Source organism: Treponema sp. UBA753, from assembly GCF_002297325.1.
GTDB lineage: Bacteria > Spirochaetota > Spirochaetia > Treponematales > Treponemataceae > Treponema_D.
The window spans coordinates 1-21,737 of the sequence record NZ_DBKJ01000073.1 but is presented as its reverse complement, the minus strand read 5'-3'; the positions used below and the strand labels follow the sequence as shown (position 1 = coordinate 21,737).

Annotated in this window: 22 protein-coding genes and 1 tRNA gene; 15 read left to right on the top strand and 8 right to left on the bottom strand. The window is 40.1% G+C overall.

Annotated elements, in window-relative coordinates:
* Positions 1 to 110 precede the first annotated feature (110 nt).
* Complete coding sequence (locus B4C08_RS06280; protein WP_296664042.1) at positions 111 to 875, bottom strand: class I SAM-dependent methyltransferase; 765 nt, start codon at positions 873 to 875, stop codon at positions 111 to 113.
* Positions 876 to 923: 48 nt separating this feature from the next.
* Here B4C08_RS06280 and hprK point away from each other — a divergent pair, with 48 nt between their 5' ends.
* The 4 genes from hprK to holA are packed head-to-tail and all read left to right on the top strand — an operon-like array spanning position 924 to position 3,848.
* A complete protein-coding gene (hprK, locus tag B4C08_RS06275; protein WP_295796055.1) occupies positions 924 to 1,913 on the top strand; it encodes an HPr(Ser) kinase/phosphatase in 990 nt (329 codons plus the stop codon).
* 32 nt (positions 1,914 to 1,945) lie between these two features.
* Positions 1,946 to 2,212, top strand: coding sequence for an HPr family phosphocarrier protein (locus B4C08_RS06270; protein WP_276780891.1), 267 nt, complete (start codon positions 1,946 to 1,948; stop codon positions 2,210 to 2,212).
* A 3-nt stretch (positions 2,213 to 2,215) separates the two neighbouring features.
* Positions 2,216 to 2,830: a transcriptional repressor LexA gene (gene lexA / locus B4C08_RS06265; protein WP_295796060.1), complete on the top strand. Its 615-nt coding sequence runs from the start codon at positions 2,216 to 2,218 to the stop codon at positions 2,828 to 2,830.
* Position 2,831: 1 nt separating this feature from the next.
* Positions 2,832 to 3,848, top strand: a complete 1,017-nt coding sequence (holA, locus tag B4C08_RS06260) for a DNA polymerase III subunit delta (protein ID WP_296664040.1) — start codon at positions 2,832 to 2,834, stop codon at positions 3,846 to 3,848.
* Between the two features lie 69 nt (positions 3,849 to 3,917).
* On the opposite strand, the gene rpsD is transcribed toward holA, so the two are convergent.
* The gene (gene rpsD, locus B4C08_RS06255; RefSeq protein ID WP_294015506.1) at positions 3,918 to 4,511 is read right to left on the bottom strand and encodes a 30S ribosomal protein S4; all 594 of its coding nucleotides are present in this window, start codon (positions 4,509 to 4,511) and stop codon (positions 3,918 to 3,920) included.
* Positions 4,512 to 4,704: 193 nt separating this feature from the next.
* Here rpsD and B4C08_RS06250 point away from each other — a divergent pair, with 193 nt between their 5' ends.
* Both B4C08_RS06250 and B4C08_RS06245 read left to right on the top strand, forming a co-directional pair.
* Complete coding sequence (locus B4C08_RS06250; RefSeq protein ID WP_295796064.1) at positions 4,705 to 5,607, top strand: PilZ domain-containing protein; 903 nt, start codon at positions 4,705 to 4,707, stop codon at positions 5,605 to 5,607.
* A gap of 17 nt (positions 5,608 to 5,624) precedes the next feature.
* Positions 5,625 to 6,779, top strand: a complete 1,155-nt coding sequence (locus B4C08_RS06245) for a tetratricopeptide repeat protein (protein WP_296664038.1) — start codon at positions 5,625 to 5,627, stop codon at positions 6,777 to 6,779.
* Between the two features lie 6 nt (positions 6,780 to 6,785).
* Here the strand turns inward: B4C08_RS06245 and B4C08_RS06240 are convergent, their stop codons facing one another.
* Genes B4C08_RS06240 through murB form a run of 4 tightly spaced genes read right to left on the bottom strand, consistent with a single transcriptional unit; the run spans position 6,786 to position 9,944 of the window.
* On the bottom strand, positions 6,786 to 7,238 hold the full coding sequence (locus B4C08_RS06240) for a DUF192 domain-containing protein (protein ID WP_296664036.1): 453 nt from the start codon (positions 7,236 to 7,238) through the stop codon (positions 6,786 to 6,788).
* Between the two features lie 3 nt (positions 7,239 to 7,241).
* Positions 7,242 to 7,787 carry a hypothetical protein gene (locus B4C08_RS06235; protein WP_296091496.1) on the bottom strand — a complete coding sequence of 182 codons (546 nt, stop codon included), beginning with the start codon at positions 7,785 to 7,787 and terminating at the stop codon, positions 7,242 to 7,244.
* Positions 7,777 to 8,970, bottom strand: coding sequence for a Crp/Fnr family transcriptional regulator (locus B4C08_RS06230; RefSeq protein WP_296091497.1), 1,194 nt, complete (start codon positions 8,968 to 8,970; stop codon positions 7,777 to 7,779). The genes B4C08_RS06235 and B4C08_RS06230 overlap by 11 nt, the downstream gene beginning before the upstream one ends.
* 14 nt (positions 8,971 to 8,984) lie before the next feature.
* Complete coding sequence (gene murB, locus B4C08_RS06225; RefSeq protein WP_296664034.1) at positions 8,985 to 9,944, bottom strand: UDP-N-acetylmuramate dehydrogenase; 960 nt, start codon at positions 9,942 to 9,944, stop codon at positions 8,985 to 8,987.
* Positions 9,945 to 10,037: 93 nt separating this feature from the next.
* Between murB and cysS the strand changes: the two genes are divergently transcribed.
* From cysS to purD, 7 genes are all read left to right on the top strand, one after another.
* Positions 10,038 to 11,570, top strand: coding sequence for a cysteine--tRNA ligase (cysS, locus tag B4C08_RS06220; protein ID WP_296664032.1), 1,533 nt, complete (start codon positions 10,038 to 10,040; stop codon positions 11,568 to 11,570).
* Positions 11,571 to 11,606: 36 nt separating this feature from the next.
* Positions 11,607 to 12,161: an RNA polymerase sigma factor gene (locus B4C08_RS06215; protein WP_013702400.1), complete on the top strand. Its 555-nt coding sequence runs from the start codon at positions 11,607 to 11,609 to the stop codon at positions 12,159 to 12,161.
* Positions 12,145 to 12,861: an anti-sigma factor family protein gene (locus B4C08_RS06210; protein WP_296664030.1), complete on the top strand. Its 717-nt coding sequence runs from the start codon at positions 12,145 to 12,147 to the stop codon at positions 12,859 to 12,861. Before B4C08_RS06215 ends, B4C08_RS06210 begins: the two co-directional genes overlap by 17 nt.
* A gap of 1 nt (position 12,862) precedes the next feature.
* Entirely contained in the window at positions 12,863 to 14,572 is a 1,710-nt protein-coding gene (locus B4C08_RS06205; RefSeq protein WP_296664028.1) for a transglutaminase domain-containing protein, read from the top strand.
* 19 nt (positions 14,573 to 14,591) lie between these two features.
* On the top strand, positions 14,592 to 15,323 hold the full coding sequence (pyrH, locus tag B4C08_RS06200) for a UMP kinase (RefSeq protein WP_296664026.1): 732 nt from the start codon (positions 14,592 to 14,594) through the stop codon (positions 15,321 to 15,323).
* 2 nt (positions 15,324 to 15,325) lie between these two features.
* Positions 15,326 to 15,904 (top strand): glucosaminidase domain-containing protein, encoded by a 579-nt coding sequence (locus B4C08_RS06195; RefSeq protein ID WP_296664024.1) that lies wholly within the window; start codon positions 15,326 to 15,328, stop codon positions 15,902 to 15,904.
* A gap of 74 nt (positions 15,905 to 15,978) precedes the next feature.
* On the top strand, positions 15,979 to 17,331 hold the full coding sequence (purD, locus tag B4C08_RS06190; RefSeq protein WP_296664022.1) for a phosphoribosylamine--glycine ligase: 1,353 nt from the start codon (positions 15,979 to 15,981) through the stop codon (positions 17,329 to 17,331).
* Between the two features lie 125 nt (positions 17,332 to 17,456).
* Here the strand turns inward: purD and B4C08_RS06185 are convergent, their stop codons facing one another.
* A complete protein-coding gene (locus B4C08_RS06185; protein ID WP_296664020.1) occupies positions 17,457 to 18,290 on the bottom strand; it encodes an undecaprenyl-diphosphate phosphatase in 834 nt (277 codons plus the stop codon).
* A gap of 141 nt (positions 18,291 to 18,431) precedes the next feature.
* Between B4C08_RS06185 and B4C08_RS06180 the strand changes: the two genes are divergently transcribed.
* Positions 18,432 to 19,883, top strand: coding sequence for an NAD-binding protein (locus tag B4C08_RS06180; protein WP_296664019.1), 1,452 nt, complete (start codon positions 18,432 to 18,434; stop codon positions 19,881 to 19,883).
* A 9-nt stretch (positions 19,884 to 19,892) separates the two neighbouring features.
* On the top strand, positions 19,893 to 21,335 hold the full coding sequence (locus B4C08_RS06175; RefSeq protein WP_296664017.1) for a TrkH family potassium uptake protein: 1,443 nt from the start codon (positions 19,893 to 19,895) through the stop codon (positions 21,333 to 21,335).
* Between the two features lie 233 nt (positions 21,336 to 21,568).
* On the opposite strand, the gene B4C08_RS06170 is transcribed toward B4C08_RS06175, so the two are convergent.
* Positions 21,569 to 21,641: transfer RNA gene (locus B4C08_RS06170), tRNA-Thr, on the bottom strand.
* Positions 21,642 to 21,737 lie beyond the last annotated feature (96 nt).

Here is a 21,737-nt window from a genome sequence, read left to right as displayed (position 1 = left end):
TTTTATAACTCGAAATTCGACCGAATATTCAATATTCCTGAAAATTTTGCATAAAAATTGAAGAATACTCTCTATTCTCCAGAAAAATCAAAGAATCTATATGCCTTACATTATTTTTTTGCCACAATGACCATTGTTTTGGCGTTTTGGTCGTAAGGCTCGCCGTAAAAGCCTCCAAAAACCTGCGCGCAAGAAAATCCGCACTCTTTGCAAAGAATGTCGCGAAGCTCGGCGGCGGAATAAAGGCGCTGAACAAATTCATGCTCAATGCGTTTTCCGTCCTTGCCAATCAAAATCCATTTTGAAAGTAAGCCTTCCCATGCGCCCTGCACTTTGAATTCCGTAAGAACTGTCATTCCAGCTCGTTCAAACCATTCGCCTTCTGTAAAATATTTTACGGCAATCTCGCGGCTTATGCATTCAAGGACAAAAGTTCCGCCTTTTTTAAGGGAAGCGCACACTTTTTTTAGAATTTTTATGTCGTCGCTGATTTTATCGCAGTAGCCAAACGAATTGTAAATGTTCACGGCGGCGTCAAATTTTTTGCGTGAAGAAAAAGTCCTCATGTCCTTGTTTATAAATTCAATCTGAAGTCCTTCGTCCTGCGCAGTTTCGTAAGCAGCATCCAAAAACGGCTGGGTAATGTCAACGCCTGTAACGTTCAGTCCAAGAAGCGCAAGTTCCACGCTGATTCTTCCAGGTCCGCAGCAAACGTCCAGCACGCTATTCCCTTCAGAAAGATTTGCAAGATTCATTACGCTTTTTGCAATTCCTGCCGCCTGCGCCCACTGCTGCCCATCAAACATAACAGGGCCGTAGTTCAGCCAAAAATCTTCGTTTTTAAACCATTCACTTTCAGTTTTTTTGTTTTTCATTAGCTATTCCATATTGAGTTTGTTTGTTCATCGTTGTATACTATATATATGTCGGAAAAAAAGATAACAGTATTAGACCTTCTTGACTTGGATTTAAAAGGCCAGGACTCGCTGAACATGAAGTGCATTGCAGGAAGGTCTGGTCTTTACAGGGAAATAACTGTTTCCGACATAAACCGCCCGGGACTTGCAATTTCCGGATTTTATGAATCGTTTGCTTATGAGCGCGTTCAGCTTTTTGGAAGAGGAGAATCCGCATATCTTAGAAAGCTTGAATCTGAAGGAAACTTTGATCTCATAAAAAAATTCTTTACTTATGAAATGCCCTGCATCGTTTTTAGCCACAGCATTGAACCTTCAGAATTTTTTCTTTCAGTCGCGGAATCTTCAAGATGCGCTGTTCTTCAGACTGACTTGATTTCAACGGATTTTTCACAGCGGCTTTTAAGAGTTTTTTCAAATATTTTTGCTCCAAGAAAAACGCTTCACGGAGTTTTTGTAGAAGTTTACGGCGTTGGAATTCTTCTTATAGGAGAAAGCGGCGTTGGAAAAAGTGAAACTGCGCTTGAACTTGTTGAGCGCGGGCATCGTCTTGTTGCAGACGACATTGTTGAAATAAGGTGCGTAAACGGAAACTCAATTATCGGGCAAGGAGCAAACAAGCTTATAAGCCACCACATGGAAATCCGCGGACTTGGAATTATAAACATCGCCCAGCTTTACGGAGTTGGCGCAATCCGTGAGCAAAAAGAAGTGCAGATGGTCATAAAACTTGAAGCTTGGAGCCAGACAAAAGTTTATGACAGGATTGGAACAAAGGGAGCTTTTATAGACCTTTTGGGCGTAAAAATTCCGATTATAGAAATTCCTGTAAAGCCCGGACGAAACCTTCCAATTATAATTGAAGCCGCCGCAATGAATGAAAGGCTAAAGACAATGGGCTATTATTCTGCGCAGGAATTCAACCAGAATATCTTGCGTTGGATAGAAACCGGAGCCGCCCAAAGAGATTACTATGGAAAAGAAGACTCTTATTGAGTCTAAAAAATAAAAACAAAGGAAGTGCCACTGTGACAGAGAAAATTCTTACAGTTAGAAACCGCGCAGGAATCCACGCAAGGCCTGCAGCATTGATTGCCCAGACAGCAAACAAATTTTCATCAGAAATAATCCTAGAAAAAGACTCGACCACCGTGAATGCCAAGTCAATAATGGGCGTTATCACAATGGCAGCTGGATATAACACAAATATAACTTTAAAGGCTGAAGGTTCGGACGAAAAAGAAGCTGCCGAAGCTATCTTTAATCTTTTTGAAGCAAAATTTGAAGAGGAGTAGCCGATGAAAAATCTTACAGACCGGCAAAAAGAAGTTCTGGAATTTATTGCGCGTTTTACAGAAGAAAACGGGTATCCTCCAACTGTACGCGAAATTGGAGAAAACTTCGGGATTTCGCTTAGGGCCGTGCAAGACCACATCGCCGCCTGCCAGAAAAAAGGCTATCTTTCGCAGTGCCAGAAACGATCGCGCTCAATCCGTGTTTTAAAAGACGACGGACTTGTAAGAGAAACAAAGCCGTTCTTGGCAAAAATTCCGTTGCTTGGAACTGTAGCCGCAGGAAAGCCTCTTCTTTGCGAGGAAAATCTTGACGGCTATGTAAACATCGCAGAACCTTTTGTCCGCCCGGGAAAAAGCTACTTTGCCCTTCACGTCCGCGGCGCCAGCATGACAAACGCTGGAATTCTTGACGGCGACCTTGCAATAATCGAGCAGGCAGAAATCGCCACAGAAGGACAGATTGTTGTCGCTGTTGTAAACAATGCAATCACATTAAAAAGATTTTACCGTGAAGAAGAAAGAATTCGTCTTCAGCCAGAAAATCCAGATTTCCAGCCGATTTACACGCGGGACGTTCAGATTGCAGGAATAATGGTTGGACTTGTAAGAACATACTAGAATGGCAGAAGCAGAAGTCTATCTTTTTACAGGTCCAGAAGCCGGTGAAAAAAACGAAGCAATAGAAAATTTACGGGATGCAGCCTCAAAGAAAAACAACGGAATTGAGCAGTACAAATATTATGCCGCCGATGTAAGAATTGAAGATATTGTATCCCAGCTTCAAAATGCAAGCCTTTTTGCTCCGGCGCTTTTTATAACTCTTAGAAATGCCGAGCAGATAAAGCAAAAAAGCGACATCGATTCCCTTGTTTCCTGGATAAAGGCTTCAAAAAATTCTCCAAACACGCTTGTTTTAATTTCCGAAGAAAATTCCATAGACAAAAAGATTGAAAGCGCAGTTTCTTCCAGCCACAAGAAAATTTTCTGGGAAATGTTTGAAAACAGAAAACCGCAGTGGGTTGAAAACTTCTTTAGAAAAAACGGATTTTCTATTGCGCCGGATGCAGTTGAGCAAATTCTTGAAATGGTCGAAAACAACACAGAAAGCCTCAAGTCTGAATGCTCAAGATTTTTCTTTTGCTTTGAAAAAGGCGCAAAAATCACTTCCGCTGATGTTGAAAAAATCCTTTCGCACAACAGGGAAGAAAATGCGTTTACACTTTTTGACTCAATGGCAGACACTTCAAAAAATCCCCAGCAACGTTTTGAAAGCTCACTGGAAATCCTTCAAAAAATCCGCGCAACAAAAGAATCAAACGGAATCGCATTAATCGCAGGTCTTACATATTGCTTTAGGCAGCTGCGGCTGTGGCATTCGCTTCATTCAGACGGAAAATCTCCAGCCGACTCAGAACTAAAGTCATCAGGATTTTCAGGCAAGCGGAATCAGGAAAAATATTCAAAGGCAGCAAAAATCTGGACAGCAGGCGCCGCATCTTCAGTTCTCGCGCTTCTTTCCGCAACCGACATTTCAATCAGGGAAACAGGCTCTGTGCTTGAAGAAACCTACCTTTATACGCTCATTTATTCAATTGTAATAAAAAACGGGCTTTTCTGCTCCGTATGCGAATATTAAAAAATGACATTTAAACAAAAAAAATCCGCCTGAAAAACAAGCGGACTTTCTTTTTAAAGCGGAATCTAATTATTTAGAGTAGAATTCAACAACAAGCTGTTCATTGATTTCTACAGGAATTTCTTCGCGCTTTGGCATCATGATAAGTTTTCCAGAGAAAGCTTCTTCTGAAACTTCAATATAAGCAAGTGGACGGCGGTTTCCATTAAGGAAGCTTGTCTTGAACTGCTCATTTTTCTGGGCTTTTTCACAAAGTGTTACAACCTGACCTGGTTTTACCTGGAAAGACGGAATGTTGATTTTTTTGCCATCAACACGAACGTGTCCGTGAGAAACAACCTGACGAGCCATGCGGATTGAATTTGCAAAACCAATGCGGTAAACAAGGTTGTCAAGGCGAGTTTCAAGACCAACGATAAGGTTTTCACCAGTCTTTCCTTCTTTTCTTGAAGCGATGTCGTAATAACGGCGAAGCTGGCGCTCAAGAATTCCGTAGTAAGCCTTTACCTTCTGTTTTTCGCAAAGCTGTTTTCCGTATTCAGAAGTTTTCTTTGACTTCTTAAAAGCCGGATCATTTGCTCTGTTCATTGCCTTTGGGTGTCCGCAGACATTTACACCAAGTCTTCTGCATTCCTTAAAACGAGGGTTTCTTCTAGTTGCCATAATTTTTACTCCTATTCACCATGGTGATTTTCTCACCAATTTTTGCCGCGGTGAGGGATATAAATTAGTTCAAAAATTATATAAAACTTTCAAACTAATTTCAATAGAGATTTTTTATAAGCAAAAAATCTTTCATAACTTTTTTTTAATATTTTCTATTGTTGAAAGAAGAATTATGAGTTATTATTGATGTATGGCAATCGTTACAGCTCAGGTTATCAACCGCTATTACGAAAATTACAAAGACACAGAAATCACCTTTTCAAAGGAAATAATACATACACTAAAAATGGATCCGCGCCAGGTTTATATAAAATGCAGCGGACTTCAATGGCCTTGTATTATAAATTCAACGTCATTCAATCAGGCAAAAATAATCCTCGGGACTAAAAGCGGAGCCTATGCAGTGCTTTCAAACAAATCCGCGCCGCCAGTAAGCTTAAGATTTTGCTTTTACCAGCCAGACGGCCAGCTGATGAGTTTTTTTGTTACGGCGAAAGTCTGCTTAATCGAACCGTACATGAACAGCACGGATCTTTCTATTATTACAATTCAGTACACGCAAAGGCCGCCGGACGACTTGATTCTGATGATTGGAAATATTCTTGATGCTAATTTCAATGCGGCAAGAAGAAAAGAAGAGCGCATTCTCATAACTCAGGAATCAATGCGCAAGCTCGGACTTCAAAAGAAGGAAATTGTAATTTACATACAAAATGTTCCGCGACATTGCATCCTGCAAGACTTGTCGTTTGGCGGCGCAAAAGTTGTTCTGCTTGGGCTTGCAAAATTCCTTATAAATAAGGAAGCTCTTATTCAGCTTGAATTCGAAGATCCTCACGAGACAATTTCAATCCGCGGAATTATTGTTAGAACAGATTTTATAGAAGGCAGAAAAGACATTATTTCAGCAAGCATAAAATTTGCAGAAGATTCCATAAGCCTTGCATATAAAGTCCACATAAACAAATACATTGCAAACACCAAGCGCAAAGAACTGGACAATAAATTTACAGCTGGAGAACTTGAAGATGTTCAGCCTGCGGATGAGTCAAAGCCTGCATCTCCTGCCCAGCCTGAAAATTCAGCAATATAATTTTAGCAAGGAAAAAAATGGTTTCTACAAATTCACTGGATTCTATCTATTTTATAAAGTTGCCTGAAGGCTCAGTTCTTTCCCCAAAGGCAATGAAAATCAACCCTGAAATTCCGCTGCCTGTTCAGAAAAAAAATCCAGAAGATTCGGTTGAACAAGATGCGACAAAGCTTTCAGAAGAACAGATTCTTTCTGGCATTTTAACAGTTCTTGCTTACGACAAAAAAAATGAAAATTCAGAATATTACCGCAAGCTAATTACAGATGTCCGCCCCGGAATAAAAAAAGAGCTGGCAGAAGCCGCAATATTAAAAGCCCGCAACGAAGACTGGGATTTGGCAGAAGAAATTTGGCTGGCTGTAAACGGAATCGACCCGCAAGACAAAGCAATAATTTTGAACATGGCGATTTTCTTTGACCAAAAAGCAGACAGCTACCGGCGCAATTCCCTGAACGAAGACGCAGATGCTTATGACGAAGCTGCGCTTGACTATTACAAACAGGCAATGGACAGCGACAAAGAAATTCCAGACGCATATTTTAACGCAGGCTTTTTTTACCTGAAAAAACGCGATTACGGAGAAGCAAAAGGCTGCTTTGAAAGCTATCTTGGACTTGTTGCAGACGCAAAAGACGAAGAGCTTGGCGAAAACGGAATTTATAAAAAAGAACGCGCACAGGAAATTATCAATAAAATTTCAAACCGCAATTTGGAAAACGACAGATTCCGAGACGCATACAAACTGATTTCTGAAGGTCAAGAAGAAAAAGGCCTTGAGGAAATCCGAAAATTCATAAGAGACAATCCTGTTGTCTGGAACGCATGGTTTTTGCTTGGCTGGGGACTTAGACGGCTTGGACGATTTGAAGACGCAAAACAGGCGTTTTTAAAAGCAAGAGAATGCGAAGGCGGAGACGAAAACGCAGACACATTAAATGAGCTTGCAATCTGCCAAATGGAAACAGGCGAACTAAAAGAAGCAAAAGAAACTTTGGTAGACGCGCTTTCAATGGATTCAGAAAACACAAAAATTATAAGCAACCTTGGATGTTTGTGCTTAAAAATGAATCAGAATGAAGAAGCTAGAAAGTATTTTGAAGTTGTCCTTGAAATCGACCCAAATGACAAGATTGCCGCATCTCAAATAGCAAAACTTGATGCTGAAATTTAGCGCGCTTTAATCTAAAACAATTTTATCGCCAGTTTTTATTCCGACTTTTTCAAACCAGCCCTGTGGAACTTCCAAAGCATATCTTACAGAACGAGTGCTTTTTACAGGCGCAAGGCTAAAAGGCGTCATGTCAAAAATATTCTGAATTGTTCCAGTTCTATCAATATATGCAATTGAAAGCGGATGCGGCGTGTTTTTCATCCAGAAACTTAAAACCTGATCTTTTTCAAAAACAAAAAGCATTCCTGTTCCTTCTGGAATATTTTTGCGGTTCATAAATCCGTAGTTGCGCTCTTCTTCTTTTTGGGCAATCTCAGCTTTTACAAAAACAGAATTTTCTGCGGAAGTTAAAATTTTAAATTCCTTTATAGGAAGATTAAATTTTTTATTCTGGCACGAAACAAAAACAGGAATAAAAACGCAAGCTGCAAAAACCGCAAAAAACTTAAAACTTTTCATAAATCAAAGTCCTTCAAGAAATTCATCCCGAGCCATTTCTTCCGCGCTTTTATTTACAAGAGCCTTTGACTGAAGCTCTTCAAAAATTTTCCTGTCAGTGTATTTTAAAGTCAGCGGACGTTCCAGCGACATAATCACGTTGTCGTCTTTCCATTCAGATTTTTCAGGATTAAGCGAAGAAGGATTTCCATATTTTTCAGTCAATGAAGAAAAAACAGAATAATGGTCAATCTTCGAGCGGCGCAAGTTCAGTGTAATTGTGTAAAGTTTGTCTTCGTAAAACTGAAACCAACAGCGATCAAGGAACGAATACGGAGCGTTTTTTGAAGTGTCAGTTTCTATTAAAGTTCTGTTTTCTCCAGGCAAAAGCGAAACATCTCTGTCGCCACGGTAGCCAAAGCTCAAATCTTTTTTTAAAGCCTCTTTTACCTGATCTACAGACATTCCAAGCTGTATTCCGCGGTATCCAAAAGGAAGCGAATCTTCAGCAAAAAAAGGAAAAGTCAAAAGCAAGAAAAAAAGACAGATAAAAATTCTTTTAATTCGCATGTTTTGAACTCTGTTTTCTATAGAAAGCAGCTTGTTTTATAAGCTCTTCAACATCGGGCACATCGATTTTTCCGCCCACAATTTTTATGTTCTGGTCATACTGAATCTGCCGGCAAGCTTCCCCTTGCTGTTCACGCGGAATTGCACAAAGTTTAAACACATCTGTCAAAGAAAGCCCGGAATGGTAAACGCTGCCTTTTACAAAAGGAACTTTTTGCTTTTCAATCTGAAGCGAAATCATGTCAATAAGTTTTTCCCTTAAATCGCCAAGCTGAGTATTCGCAAGCTGACGGTGCATTGCCCAAAGACGTTCCGCAAACATCATTGTAAGTTTTGAAATCATCTGCGGCTGGGTTGTTACCATCTGATTAAAGTTCGCCATATTCACAACCATAAGCCGGCAAGGTTCATGGGCAATCGCACTTGCAGAACGCGGTTTATTTTCAAGCAATGCCATTTCGCCAAACATATCGCCTTTCTTTAAAAGCGCAAGAGTAACTTCGTTTCCGTCTACAACCTTTGAAATTCTTACAGAGCCTTCCTGAATTATAAACATATCCGCGCCTTTCTGACATTCAGAAAAAATCATTGAGTCGGCAGGATATTCACGGAAAGTTTCATTTGACGGCTCCAAGTAAACAGCTTTTGCCCTTTGCCGCAAAGCAATGAATTTTCGCTTGGCATTTTCAATGTTGATTCCTGTTGGACACTGCTTTAAATACTGATAATATCCGTACAAAGCTATATTGTAATGGCCTGACTTTTCGTAGTATTCCGCTATAGAAAAAAGTGACTCCGGAGAATCCAAAATAATATTTTTTAGTGTAAGCTTTGTAAGCTGATCATTTACAATTCTCATGTCGCGGGCAAAGGAACGTACAATCTTCATTGCGACAGGCGTGTTTTTCATAATCAGTTCTGGGTACTGGCTTTTATGAACCATGATTGCAACAACAGGAGTCAATGCGACAACATTTTTAGTTTGCCCATGCCCAGACATACAGGAAACTACTCCAATAAAGTCGCCCGGTCCTAAAATTTCAGGAGTTGTTCCTGGAATCGCAACCTCGTTAAAGCACTTTACCCTTCCGCTTTGAATAATAAAAAATCTGTCATTTGCAGAAGTTCCTTCAACAAGAATATATGAGTTCTGCTTAAAATTCACAAATGAAAGCTGAAGCAATTTCGAACCACCTTCTAAACAAAAACAACTTCACATTCCAGCATAAAACCAGTCCGTTCTTTCACTTTGTCTTGTGCAAGCCGAACAAGTTTTTTTATATCGGAGCAAGTTGCGTTTCCTGCGTTTATAATTATATTTCCATGCCACGGAGCTATTTGCGCCCCGCCGATTTTTACACCTTTTAAGCCGGCTTCATCAATAAGTTTTCCGCTCGGCTCTCCAAATTTCCGGTTGTTTTTAAAAACACTTCCAGAACTTGGAGATTTAAAATGCCCCTTTTGCTCTCTGTCTTTTATAAAACTTTCGCACGCAGCTTTAAGTTCAGCAATTTTTTCAGGCTGACATTTTTCCGCTTTAAAGGCAACTTTTGTTATAACAGCGGATTTTTCCATAAACGGCGAATGTTTATAAGCCCACTGCTCACAATCTTTATTATTATGATACATTTTTATATGTTTCTCAAGAAATTTATAGGAATTTTCATCAAAATTTTCCAAGTCAAGATATTCCACAAATTCAATTTTTGAACTTATATCATTCGAATAGCAACGGGCATTCATGTAGCAAGCTCCGCCGCAAGTTCCAGGAAGCCCCGCAAAAGATTCCATTCCAGAAATTCCATTTTGCGCAAAGAATTCCACAGCACGGCTAGTTTCAACTCCAGAACCGCAAATTACAATTCCATTTTCAAATTTAATAGAAGAAAACGCATTCATTGAAACAACAACGCCGCAAAATCCTTCATCGCTTACAATCAAATTGCTTCCGCCGCCAAGAATAAAAAAATCCACAGAATTTTTCTTGCATTCTGAAATAACAAGCGCAAGTGAAAAAACATCTTTAGGTTCGGCAAAAAGCTCAGCATTTCCGCCGACTTTCATTGTAGTATGAAGACTCATCGGTTCATCTGGAAAAAGCCGTCCTTTGTACAAGTTCTTGATATTTTCAACTATTTTGCGTATTCTGTTAGTCATTGCATTTCATTTTATAGAAAAAAAATAAAAAAATCGATAGTGAAAACAAGCACTTAATATAATGCGCACAAGATTTTCAATGGAGGAAAAAAAATGGCGTTGAGACTGTACAACACAATGGGCCGCAAGATGGAAGAATTCGTTCCGATTCACGAAGGTTTTGTGGGATTTTACGGCTGCGGACCGACCGTCTACAACTACGCGCACATCGGAAATCTCCGCGCCTACGTTTTTCTTGACACGCTTGACCGCACGCTCACTTTCCTCGGATACGACAAAAAGCACGTTATGAACATAACAGACATCGGGCATCTTACCGGAGACGCAGACGAGGGCGAGGACAAAATGCTCAAGACAGCTCAGGAACGCCATCAGTCGGTTCTTGAAGTCGCCAAATTCTACACGGACGCTTTTTTCAATGACATTGACAGGCTGAACATAATCAGGCCGGATGTCGTCTGCAAGGCGACAGAACACGTCCAGGACATGATCGAGCTTATCAAGAGAATCGAAGCGAACGGACACACTTATATGTCCGGCGGAAACCTCTACTACGATGTAACGACCTATCCCGACTACGGAAAACTTGCCAACCTGAATCTTGACGACCTCAAAGCTGGAGCAAGAATCGAAGTTGACCAGAACAAGCGCAATCCCTACGACTTTGTTCTCTGGTTCACAAAATCAAAATTTGAAAATCAGGCTTTAACATGGGATTCTCCCTGGGGAAGAGGCTATCCGGGTTGGCACATCGAATGTTCCGCAATGAGCATGAAATACCTCGGCGAGCATTTTGACATCCATACGGGCGGAATCGACCACATCCCGATTCACCACACGAACGAAATCGCCCAGTCAGAAGGCGCGACCGGCCACAAATGGGTAAACTACTGGCTTCACAATGAATTCCTTGTGATTGCAAAAGACAAAAAAGCCGCAGAATCAGGTCAGGCAGAAAAAATGTCAAAGTCCCACGGTAACTTTTTGACGCTTCAGTCATTAATAGACAAAGGCTACGATCCGCTTGACTACAGATTTTTCCTTTTAGGAGGACATTACCGCAAGCAAATTTATTTTAGCTGGGACGCAATGGATTCAGCGAAAAATTCAAGAGCAGCCCTTGTTCAGCGTGTTGCCCGGCTTGCGCAAAATGCAGGAGGAGCTGATTCACTGAATTGTTCCAAAGTTTATACAAAAGGCGAAGCTTGCAAAACTGAAAATCTGTCTGAAAAAGCAAAGGAATACATGGAAAAATTCCAAGCCGCTTTGGAAAATGACCTTTCGACTCCAGTTGCATTGAGCTGCATACAAAAGGCAGTTAAAGACGGCTCTTTAAAGCCTGAAGAATCGCTTGAACTTGTGCGCAGAATGGACAGTGTAATTGGCTTGAATCTTGTAAAATCTGCCGCGGACTTTCTTGCTGAACAGGAAAAAGAGCAAAAAGCTTCTGTTCCAGACCATTCAGGAGATCCAGAAGCACAGGAAATTGACGCGCTTGTGGCAGAAAGAGTTGAAGCAAAAAAAGCAAAAAATTTTGCAAGAGCCGACGAAATCCGCAATATGCTTTCAGAGCGCGGAATCGTTATAACAGACACTCCAAATGGAGCAGTTTGGAAGCGTTCCTAAAAAAAACAGAAAAAATGTAACTAAACAGGACTTATTGTGTTTTCTTTTAATAAAAGTGAATCAGGCTCGATAAATTGCGCGGATTCAAAGGACTTTAGAAAATTATACGACTCTGCAATGGAACTTTTGTTCAAAGTTTCGTTTAAAATTGTAGAAGATGAAGAAGCCGCAGAAGATTTGGTTCACGACTCATTTATAAAGGCAAACGAGAAAGCAATGGTTTTTCCTTCTATAAATGACGCAGTTTTCTGGCTAATTAGAGTTGTAAAAAACGCTTCGCTGAATTATGCAAAACGGAAAGTTAGAGAGGCAAACGCTTACCACAAGGCGCTTTATGAAGGCCGTCAGCAAATGGAAAGCGGCGAAACAGAGCTTTTAAAAAAGGAAGCAAAAAAAATTGCGCTAGAAGCCTTAAACAAGCTTCCTGACAATTTAAAAGAAGTGCTTATTCTAAAAGAATATGCCGATATGAACTACAAGGAGATTGGCCGCCAGCTCGGAATTACAGAGGGGAATGTAAAGGTGCGGGTTTTCCGGGCAAAGGCACAATTACTAAAACTGATAGGAGAAGAAGATGTTTACTTGTCCTGAAGATGACATTCATTCTATCTATGCGGACGGAGAACTTCCTAAGAATTATGTTGCAGAATACGAAGCGCACGTAAATTCCTGCCCCAAATGCTCCGCCAAGCTAAAAAAATTCCTCGCGATTAATTCGGTCTTTGCTGAAGACAAAGAGTCCTTTCATTTTTCAAAGGAAGATTTGGATTCTAGTTTTCAAAGGCTTGAAGCACGGCTTTCCTACAAAAAAGTTACTCAGGCAGGAAAAAACACATTTAAATTTCCAAAGCCAAGCAGCGGCATAAAATATTTCGCAGCTGGAATTGCGGCGGCGGCAGTTTTTGCATTCGTTGTTCCAAGCGCAAAAAAAACGAATCCGTTTGAGGGGCAACTTTCTGCATTTCAACCTGTAGCGCGCACTTCAATTTCGTCAACAGCGAATCAGGTTAGCTCCGACGGAAATATCGACGTTTCAGTTTTGAATTCGATTTTGGCTTCCGACAATTCGGACAAAAACTTTTACACATTGCCAGTTTCTTCAAATTCAGCTTCGGCAGTTCCTGTTCTAATAATCGGCGGATCAAATTTCAAGAAAATCGCACTGATTCCTTCTCTAAAAAACTACGACGTTTTTTATCCGCAGGGCGAAAATTCAGAGAAACAAAACAGAAACAACGGATTTGCATTTCACGTTTCCTACCCTTTTTCAAATTTAGACTCAGGAAAATGAATTGGCAATTTTAAAATCTTATTCGAATCTCCTTAGAAGTTCTCCGCTAGCAAGAACAATAAGCTGGATAATTATAGTTGTTTCCGCAATTTTTATTTTGGGAATTCTAGGCCGCAATGTAAAGCGCAAGCCTGTGATAGACTCAATAACTCCGATGATTGGCTCGCCTGGTGATGAAATGACAATAGAAGGCAGCGGCTTTGGAGATTCAAGGGGAACTTCCAGCGTAGAAATATCAGGCTCAAAAATCACTGCAAGCGGATATTCACTTTGGTCGGACAAAAAAATCAAATTTATAATTCCGCCAAATGCGCAGGACGGACTCGTGATTGTAGGAACTTCAGCAGGAAAATCAGAACCGGCTTTTTTTGCAAATGAAAACGGGATTCCTGTAGCAGCAATCGTATCTCCTGTAACTTCAATTCCTGTAATTTCATCTATTTCCGCAGAAAACGCAGCTACCGGTCAAGCAATAATAATCCGCGGAACAAATTTCGGACCTTCAAAAGGAAAATCAAAAGTTTATTTTACCGCAAACCGGGACGAAACTTCACCTTTGCATAGTTCAGAGCAAAACGAAAACCAAGACAAAAACAGCATTTTCATTCCGGCAAGCGAAACTGACTTTGACTATATTGCCTGGACAGATTCTGAAATTTCTGTGAAAATTCCAGATGGAGCTTCAAGCGGCTCAGTTTTCATAGAAACTCCGCACGGAACAAGCGCGGCAAAAAAAATCAATGTAAATTTTCCTTACGGAAAAAAGCAATATTCAAACAGAAGAACTTACGTAATTCAAATTGCAGCCGATATTTCAAATCACGTTGCTTCTCAAGAAAGTTCGATTTTGCTTTACATTCCAAAGCCCGCAGTTTCTTCGTTTCAGCCGTTTGTTGAGCTGAATGAAGTTTACCCTGAGCCGTTTATTGTTGATGACACTTTTGACATAATTCATAACAAGCAGCTGAACAAAATTACAAACAACAAGCAAAGATTCAGCCAGACATTTATTGTAAGCACATTCGGAATAAAAGGAAATTTAAATCCAAAAAATTTAGGGCAGTACAAAGATAAAGGCGGAATTTTGTACACAAAAAATACTTCCGCAGATGCTTGTGTTCCTTCGGATTCAAAAGCAGTTTCTTCACTTCTTGAAACAATTATCGGACGGGAAAAAAATCCGTACAGGCAGGCAAAACTTATATACAATTTTATGACAGAAAATTATGAAGTTTCTGAAAAAATCCGCACTGGAAATATTTCGCCGCTTGATTTAATCCGCAGAAAAAAAGGAGACGCTTACGATTTTGCAATTCTTTACACAGCTTTGTGCAGAGCGGCAGGAATTCCATCTGTTCCAGTGGCAGGAATTCTTGCGCAGGATAAATCAAATGTAAGTCCGCATTGGTGGACAGAGATTTACTTTGAAGGATACGGATGGCTGCCTGTTGATGTTTCGCTTGGAGATGGACTTTCATTTTCTTCATTCATTGAAATAACTGACCCAAAAGAATTCTACTTTGGAAATCTTGACAATCAGCATATCGCATTCAGCAGAGGTTGGCATCAGATAAAGCAGTCGTCTTTAAACAGCAAAATTGTTTACAGGCCGCGCACTTATGCTTTACAATCTTTATGGGAAGAAGCCGGAGACAAAACTTCAAGCTATAGTTCTTTATGGAACAATCCTGTTATTCAAGGAATTTACTAAAATATATACGGAGAACAAAATGACTACAAAAGTTTTAAGCGTAGGCGGTTCAATAATCGCGCCGGACAAACCAGATGAAAATTTTCTTTTTGAATTCAGCAGCATGATTTGCTCGTGGCTTTCTGAAAATAAAGATGCGCGTCTGATTCTTGTAGCCGGTGGTGGTGGACCTGCAAGAAACTATCAGAACTCATACAAAGCAGTTTCTGCAAAATTTGATGAAAACCAAAAGAAACTTTCAGCATTTGAAGATTCAGACAAACTTAACTATGCCTGCGACTGGATTGGAATAATGGCAACGCGGCTCAATGCCCAGCTTTTAAAAACTGTCTTTGGACCTTTGTGCAGTCAAGATGTTGTAACAGATCCTACAAAAGTAAGCGACTTTACAGGAAGAATTCTCGTTGCTTCCGGCTGGAAACCTGGATTTTCAACAGACAATGATGCTGTTCTTCTTGCAGAGAGATTTGAAGCAGACACAGTTGTAAATCTTTCAAACATCGAAAAAGTTTACACGGATGATCCTCGCAAAAATCCTGACGCAAAACCAATCGATAATATTTCATGGAGCGACTTTAGAAAAATGGTAGGAGACGAATGGGTTCCAGGAAAAAACTGTCCGTTCGACCCAATCGCTTCTAAAAAAGCACAGGAGCTTGGCTTAAAAGTTATTTGCGCCGGCGGAAAAAACATCGGGAATATAAAAGCAGTCCTCGATGGAAAAAATTACATAGGAACAACAATTTCGTAAACATGAAAAAAATTCAATTGCCGATTTTTATATTTTGCATTTTGCTAACAGCAGTTTCGTGCGTTTCAACAAAAGGCCGCAAAGAAATTTCAAGGAATCTTTCTGCTCAGGGAATAAAATCAGAAAAACAGCTTTATAACTTCTTTATGAGCGCAAATCCTTCAGCAAATAAAAAAGAAGTTGCACGGCTTGCAGCTCTTTACATTGAAGAAGCAAACGCAGAAGGAATAAACAGCGACTGTGCTTTTGTTCAAATGTGCCTAGAAACTGGATTTTTAAGATTCGGAAACCTTGTTACACCGCAAATGCACAACTACTGCGGACTTGGCGCAATCGATGCAGAACATCCAGGCGAAACTTTTGCAACGGAACAACTCGGAGTAAGGGCGCACATTCAGCATCTTCACGCATATGCAACAAAAGATATTCCACTGAACAACGAATGTATTGATACTCGGTATAAGTATGTAAATCCGCGCGGAAAATCGCCAACAATAGAAGGTCTTGCAGGAACTTGGGCAGCAGACAAAAGCTATGCAGTAAAACTTGAGCAGCTTTTAGTTCGCCTTGAATCTTTTTAAACAAGCCTGAATTCTTATCCGCCTAAAATTCTGCAATGTTGTAACTTTTTGATTTTTAAACTATCATAGCAACTATGAAAGTTATTGTTGTAGGAAATGGCGGACGAGAGCATACAATTGCATGGAAACTGGCACAAAGCAATCTTATTGAAGAAGTAATTTGCGTTCCTGGAAACGGCGGGACAGCCTTTGAAAAAAAATGCAGAAATATTGATTTTTCAAAATGCGAATATCTTAACGGCATTACAGGAAATGACGCGTATATAAAAGTTGCCAAGGAAAACAATTGCGAGCTTGCCGTTATCGGGCCGGAAAATCCGCTTGCAGAAGGACTTGCAGATTTATTTTGGAACGCAGGAATTCCGACTGTAGGACCAAAGTTTCAGGCAGCGCAACTTGAAGCCAGTAAAGACCTTGCAAAAGAATTCATGCACAAATATAACGTTGCCTGCGCAAAAAGCAAAACTTTCACTTCAAAAGAAGAAGCATTTTCATATATAAAAGAACAAGGCGCGCCGATTGTCGTAAAGGCAGACGGACTTGCAGCCGGAAAAGGCGTTGTAGTAGCAAAAACTTTAGAAGAAGCAGAAAATGCAGTCGAGCAGCTTATGGATGGTTCTATTGCTGGTGAAGCTGGAAAAAAACTCGTAATAGAAGAATATCTTCGCGGAACAGAAATTTCAATTCTTGCGGCTGTAAGCGTTACTAAAGAATTTTCAGAGCAAGGGAAATCCTGCATAGTTCCATTCTTAAGCGCAAGAGACCACAAAAGGCTTTTCGATGGCGCAAAAGGTCCGAACACAGGCGGAATGGGCGCAATCGCTCCTGTTGACGATGCGACTCCAGCAATAATTTCCCAGTTTGAAAAAAATATTCTTGAACCAACATTAAAAGGGCTTGAAGCGGAAAATTATGATTACCGCGGATTTATTTTCTTCGGGCTTATGCTTACAGAAGACGGCCCAAAATGCCTTGAATACAATGTGCGCCTTGGAGATCCTGAAACACAGGCAGTGCTTCCGCTTATGGACTTTGACTTTTTAAGCCTCTGCAAATCCATAACTGACGGCTCTTTAAAAGAATTCAAACTCAAATGGAAAAAAGGCTATCAGGTTGCTCCAGTTGCAGTAAGCGGCGGTTATCCAAAATCCTATAAAAAAGGATACAATATTACAATCGACGAAGAAAAAGCAAGCAAAGCCAATGCAAAGGTTTTTATAGCTGGAGCAATGGAAAATAGAAGAAGCCGAAGCCCGGACGACACAAAACTTGTAACTAGCGGCGGACGAGTTTTAGCCTGCTCTGCATACGGAACAACTTTTGACGAAGCATGGAAAAACGCTTATGAAGCAATGAGCGGAATAAAATTCACCGATATGTTCTACAGAAAAGACATAGGACTTCCGGGAGCTGCTGAATCTAATTAGCTTTGATTTTTACCTACTGTCATTATCGGGCTTGACCCGATAATACTTTTCTTAAACTTTTATTCCCGCATCAAGTGCGGGAATGACAATGAAAATAGTTCTAGTCAAGCTGGAAATTCAAAATGTCAATGAAGGAAAATCATTCCCAAGATTCCAACAGGAATTAAGTAGCAGGCAAACCATTCAAGCCTGCCTTTTTTTATAAGGCGCATGAGCCAAGAAAGAGCAATATATCCGCTTGCAAAAGCCGCCGCGCAACCTGCAATAACAGGCTCTGCTCCAATCGAAGATGAAACTTCCCCCAAATCTTTCAGTTCAAGAATAAACGCACCCAAAATAGCCGGAATAGAAACAATAAATGAAAATTCGCCTGCAACATCTCGTTTGACTCCGCAAAAAAGAGAGCCCGCAATTGTTGAGCCGCTTCTTGAAATTCCAGGCAAAGTTCCAATTCCCTGCGCCAAGCCGATTACCAAAGACTGCTTCCAGGACGGAGATTTCAAAGAAGTTTCAGAATAAGATAAATGTTTCTTTTCAATAAGTGAAGAAAAAATCAAAAGCAAGGCTGTAACAACAAATCCAGCGCAAACAAGTTTTACAGAAATCTCAGAAATGACTTTTGAAGAAAAAATTCCAAGTACACCGGTAACAAAAGTAGCAAGAATAATAGCAACAATGTATTTTGTGTCTTCGTCTTTTTTTTCAATCTGGACGGCGGAAGGATTTTTTACAGGAACAAAAATTCTTGCAAAACTGCAAATCAGCTCCCATATTTTTTTCCTAAAATACAAAACAACGGCAAGCAAAGTTGCAACATGAAGAAACACATCAAACAAAAGAGGCACTTCTTCAAGCCCAAATAAATTCTGCGCAACAATCAAATGTCCAGAAGAAGAAATCGGCAGAAACTCAGCAATGCCCTGAAGAACTCCCAAAACAATTCCTTGAAAAATTGACAATTTAAATCTCCAAAAATAAATTTTTAATACGCCAGCATTTTAGTTCATCTTGATTTTTCTGTCTATAAAAAGAGAGGTTTTAATTTCCTCATAATTTTCTTAGATTGAACACAGCGCGAGGTTTCATGTATAATTAAAACAATGAACATAATGATAATCGGCGCGGGCTTTACTGGAGTTCAGCTAGCAAAACGCCTTATAAACGAAGGCAACATTGTAAAAATAATCGAAAGCAACGAAGACATTGTTGAGCACGTAAGCAATCGTCTTGACTGCGAAGTTATAAATGCAGACGGAAACAACCTTCAAGTTTTGGAAGAACTTGAAATCGGAAAAATGGATGCGCTTGTAACTTTGACTGACAGCGATGAAATCAATATGATTACCTGTTCTCTTGTGGACGCTGTTTATCCAGATGTGTTGAAAATTGCGCGTGTAAGAAACTATGCTTACTATGCAAACACAAACACAACAGCGCGCCAGCATGCAGAAACTTTCAAGGGAAATCATCGTCCGCTTTATGGAATTGATTACATGATTCATCCCGATGTAGAAGCGGCGCAGGCAATTGTAAAAGCTGTTGAGCACGGAGCAATAAGCGACATAGTTGATTTTGGCGAAAACGGTGATTTTGAAATCATTGCTCTTCAAATTGAAAAAGGAAGCAAACTCGATGGAGCCACATTAAAAAACATCCGCTCGCTTACAGACAAAAAATTTCTTATAGTTTATCAGGAAACAAAAGAAAAAGATTCAGACAACATGATTTCAGCCTTGCCATCCGGCGAAACGATTTTAAATGCAGGAGACAGAATCGGAATCATAATTGAAAAAGAAAACATTCCGTTCATACTTGAGCTTTGCGGAATCAAGACAGACACAATAAAAAAAATCGCATTAGTTGGAATCGGAAGAATCGGAACAATCGTAGCAGACAAAATTATTGAAAAAGACAAAGTTTCGTTTTTAAGAAAAATTTTCAGCGGAACAAAAAATATTTCTCAGACATTCACAATCATAGACAGCGATAAAAACCTTTGCAAGGAAGCTGAAAAAAAATTTCCGCAGGCGCAGATTTTCAATGCGGACATCACAGACGATGTGTTTATAGAAGAAGAAGGAATTCAAAAGTACAACCTTGTAATTTGCGCCACGCACAATCACGAGCTGAACATGGTTGTTTCCGCTTACCTTGAATCTCTTGGAGTGGAAAAAACAATTGCTTTGGTTGCCCAGGCCCAGTTCGGAAACATTGCCAGAAAGCTTGGAATCGATGTCGCAATTCCTATGAGAGACACTTTGGTTGATTCAATCATAAGCCATCTGCACGGAAAATCAGTAACGGGAATTCATACAGTTTCAAACGGTGCATTTGAAATCGTGGAATGCGATTTGCCTTCATCAAGCAAATTTATCGGCAAGCAGCTGAAAGACATTGCAAGTCCAGGCGAATATCTGATTCTTCTTGTAAAGAAAATTGGAAGCGAAAAATTTGAACTTCCGCAGGGAAACACAACATTTTCTGTGGGCGACCATCTAGTTATAATAGAAAAAACTGGAGATAAAAAAATTCTGGAAAAATTCAGCAAATAGGAACTTTCAATGGCATTTACAGTTTGCAGAATAATTTTTTTTATAATTTCAATAGTTGGACTTTCATTTTCAATTCCAATCGCAACGGCAATTTTCTGCCATGAATATTTTGTACTTCCATCTTTTTTAATTCCAATGGTTGCAAGCTTGATTCTAGGTTCAATGACGATATTTTTTTTCCGCAACAAAAAATCAAGGCTTACAATAAGATCAAGTTTTGCAGCTGTCGCACTCGCCTGGATTTCCGCAAGCGTGTTCGGAGCAATTCCGCTTTACTTTAGCAAAGCAATTCCAAATTTTACGGATGCATTTTTTGAAAGCGTAAGCGGATTCACAACAACAGGCGCAACAATTCTTTCTGAAATTGAAAAACTTCCGCGCAGCATAAATTTATGGAGATGCCTTTCACATTGGCTTGGCGGAATGGGAATTGTGGCACTTACGGTTGCGCTTATGCCAGTTCTTGGAGTCGGCGGATTTCAGCTTATAAAGGCGGAAACTACAGGCCCTGAAAAAGGAAAGTTCACGCCTAAAATAACAACCACCGCAAAAATTCTTTGGTTCATTTACCTTGGAATGACGCTTGTTCAAACTGCTCTTTTAAAAATTGCGGGAATGGATTTTATAGACGCACTTTGCCACGCATTTTCAACTTTGGGAACAGGCGGATTTTCTACAAGAAATGCAAGCATCGGCGCATACAATTCCGCTTCAATCGAATGGATTTGCTTTGCGTTTATGTTTTTAGCAGGAATAAATTTTTCACTTTATTATTATTTTTTCACACGGAATTTCAGCGAAATAAAATGCAACTCGGAGCTAAAAGCATACATCTGGATAAATGTTATTTCAATCGTCGCAATCGCAATTATTCAAAGTTCTTCTTACGGCGGATTTTTTAAGTCGCTCAGATTTTCTGCATTTCAAACAGCAAGCATTTTGACAACAACAGGATTTTCCACAGCCGACTACACAAAATGGAAAAGCGCAAGCCAAATTGTAATTTTGATGCTTTTGTTCATAGGCGGAATGTCCGGTTCAACTTCCGGCGGAGTAAAAGTCATAAGATGGGTTGTTCTTTACAAGCAGTTCAAAAATGAAATACTAAAAATGATTCATCCGCACGGAGTTTTTTCAATCAGGCTGAATCAGCAGGCAGGAAGAAAAGATGTTGTTTTTTCAGTTTCGGCTTTTTTCTTTTTGTATTTTTCTTTTGTAATTTTAACAGCATTCTTTACATCGCTCTTTGGGCTTGATATGCAAACTTCTTTTACAGGAGCTGTAACAATGCTCGGAAACTGCGGGCCTGCATTTGGTGCGTTAGGACCAAGCAATAATTGCGGTTGGCTCGCTGCCCCTATAAAATGGTGGTACAGTTTTGCAATGATTGCCGGCCGTCTGGAACTTTTTACACTCTTTATTTTTCTTACACCAGCTTACTGGAAAAAATAAAGATCACACTTTATTTTTAGTGTGGTCTTATACTTTAGCCAACTCCCGGACTTGAACTCGATTCCTCCAGTCGCCGGCTTCCATGCCATCTCCTTTCGGACGCCTTCACTCACTTACGTCGGCATCCTTGCCGACTTTTCCTCCCATTTGGTCGGCGTTCGTTTCGGTACTCGGTTCAAGTTTTCCATAAAAAACAAAGACCACACTTTATTTTTAGTGTGGTCTTATACTTTAGCCAACTCCCGGACTTGAACCGAGTACCTGCTCGTTACGAGGGAGCTGCTCTACCAGGTGAGCTAAGTTGGCAAGCGAAAGAATGTTAGCAAAAATGGCTAAATCAGTCAACAGAAAATAAAATGCTCCAAGGCATAACCATTAGGTTTTTACAAACTCGCTTGGTAA

Coding starts and splice junctions, on each gene's coding strand:
- B4C08_RS06250 (WP_295796064.1), top strand. CDS start 4,705: ATGGCAATCGTTACAGCTCAGGTTATCAACCGCTATTACGAAAATTAC.
- B4C08_RS06235 (WP_296091496.1), bottom strand. CDS start 7,787: ATGCGAATTAAAAGAATTTTTATCTGTCTTTTTTTCTTGCTTTTGACT.
- purD (WP_296664022.1), top strand. CDS start 15,979: ATGAAAGTTATTGTTGTAGGAAATGGCGGACGAGAGCATACAATTGCA.
- pyrH (WP_296664026.1), top strand. CDS start 14,592: ATGACTACAAAAGTTTTAAGCGTAGGCGGTTCAATAATCGCGCCGGAC.
- B4C08_RS06210 (WP_296664030.1), top strand. CDS start 12,145: ATGTTTACTTGTCCTGAAGATGACATTCATTCTATCTATGCGGACGGA.
- rpsD (WP_294015506.1), bottom strand. CDS start 4,511: ATGGCAACTAGAAGAAACCCTCGTTTTAAGGAATGCAGAAGACTTGGT.
- B4C08_RS06240 (WP_296664036.1), bottom strand. CDS start 7,238: ATGAAAAGTTTTAAGTTTTTTGCGGTTTTTGCAGCTTGCGTTTTTATT.
- B4C08_RS06280 (WP_296664042.1), bottom strand. CDS start 875: ATGAAAAACAAAAAAACTGAAAGTGAATGGTTTAAAAACGAAGATTTT.
- holA (WP_296664040.1), top strand. CDS start 2,832: ATGGCAGAAGCAGAAGTCTATCTTTTTACAGGTCCAGAAGCCGGTGAA.
- B4C08_RS06245 (WP_296664038.1), top strand. CDS start 5,625: ATGGTTTCTACAAATTCACTGGATTCTATCTATTTTATAAAGTTGCCT.
- lexA (WP_295796060.1), top strand. CDS start 2,216: ATGAAAAATCTTACAGACCGGCAAAAAGAAGTTCTGGAATTTATTGCG.
- B4C08_RS06180 (WP_296664019.1), top strand. CDS start 18,432: ATGAACATAATGATAATCGGCGCGGGCTTTACTGGAGTTCAGCTAGCA.
- murB (WP_296664034.1), bottom strand. CDS start 9,944: ATGACTAACAGAATACGCAAAATAGTTGAAAATATCAAGAACTTGTAC.
- cysS (WP_296664032.1), top strand. CDS start 10,038: ATGGCGTTGAGACTGTACAACACAATGGGCCGCAAGATGGAAGAATTC.
- B4C08_RS06175 (WP_296664017.1), top strand. CDS start 19,893: ATGGCATTTACAGTTTGCAGAATAATTTTTTTTATAATTTCAATAGTT.
- hprK (WP_295796055.1), top strand. CDS start 924: ATGTCGGAAAAAAAGATAACAGTATTAGACCTTCTTGACTTGGATTTA.
- B4C08_RS06195 (WP_296664024.1), top strand. CDS start 15,326: ATGAAAAAAATTCAATTGCCGATTTTTATATTTTGCATTTTGCTAACA.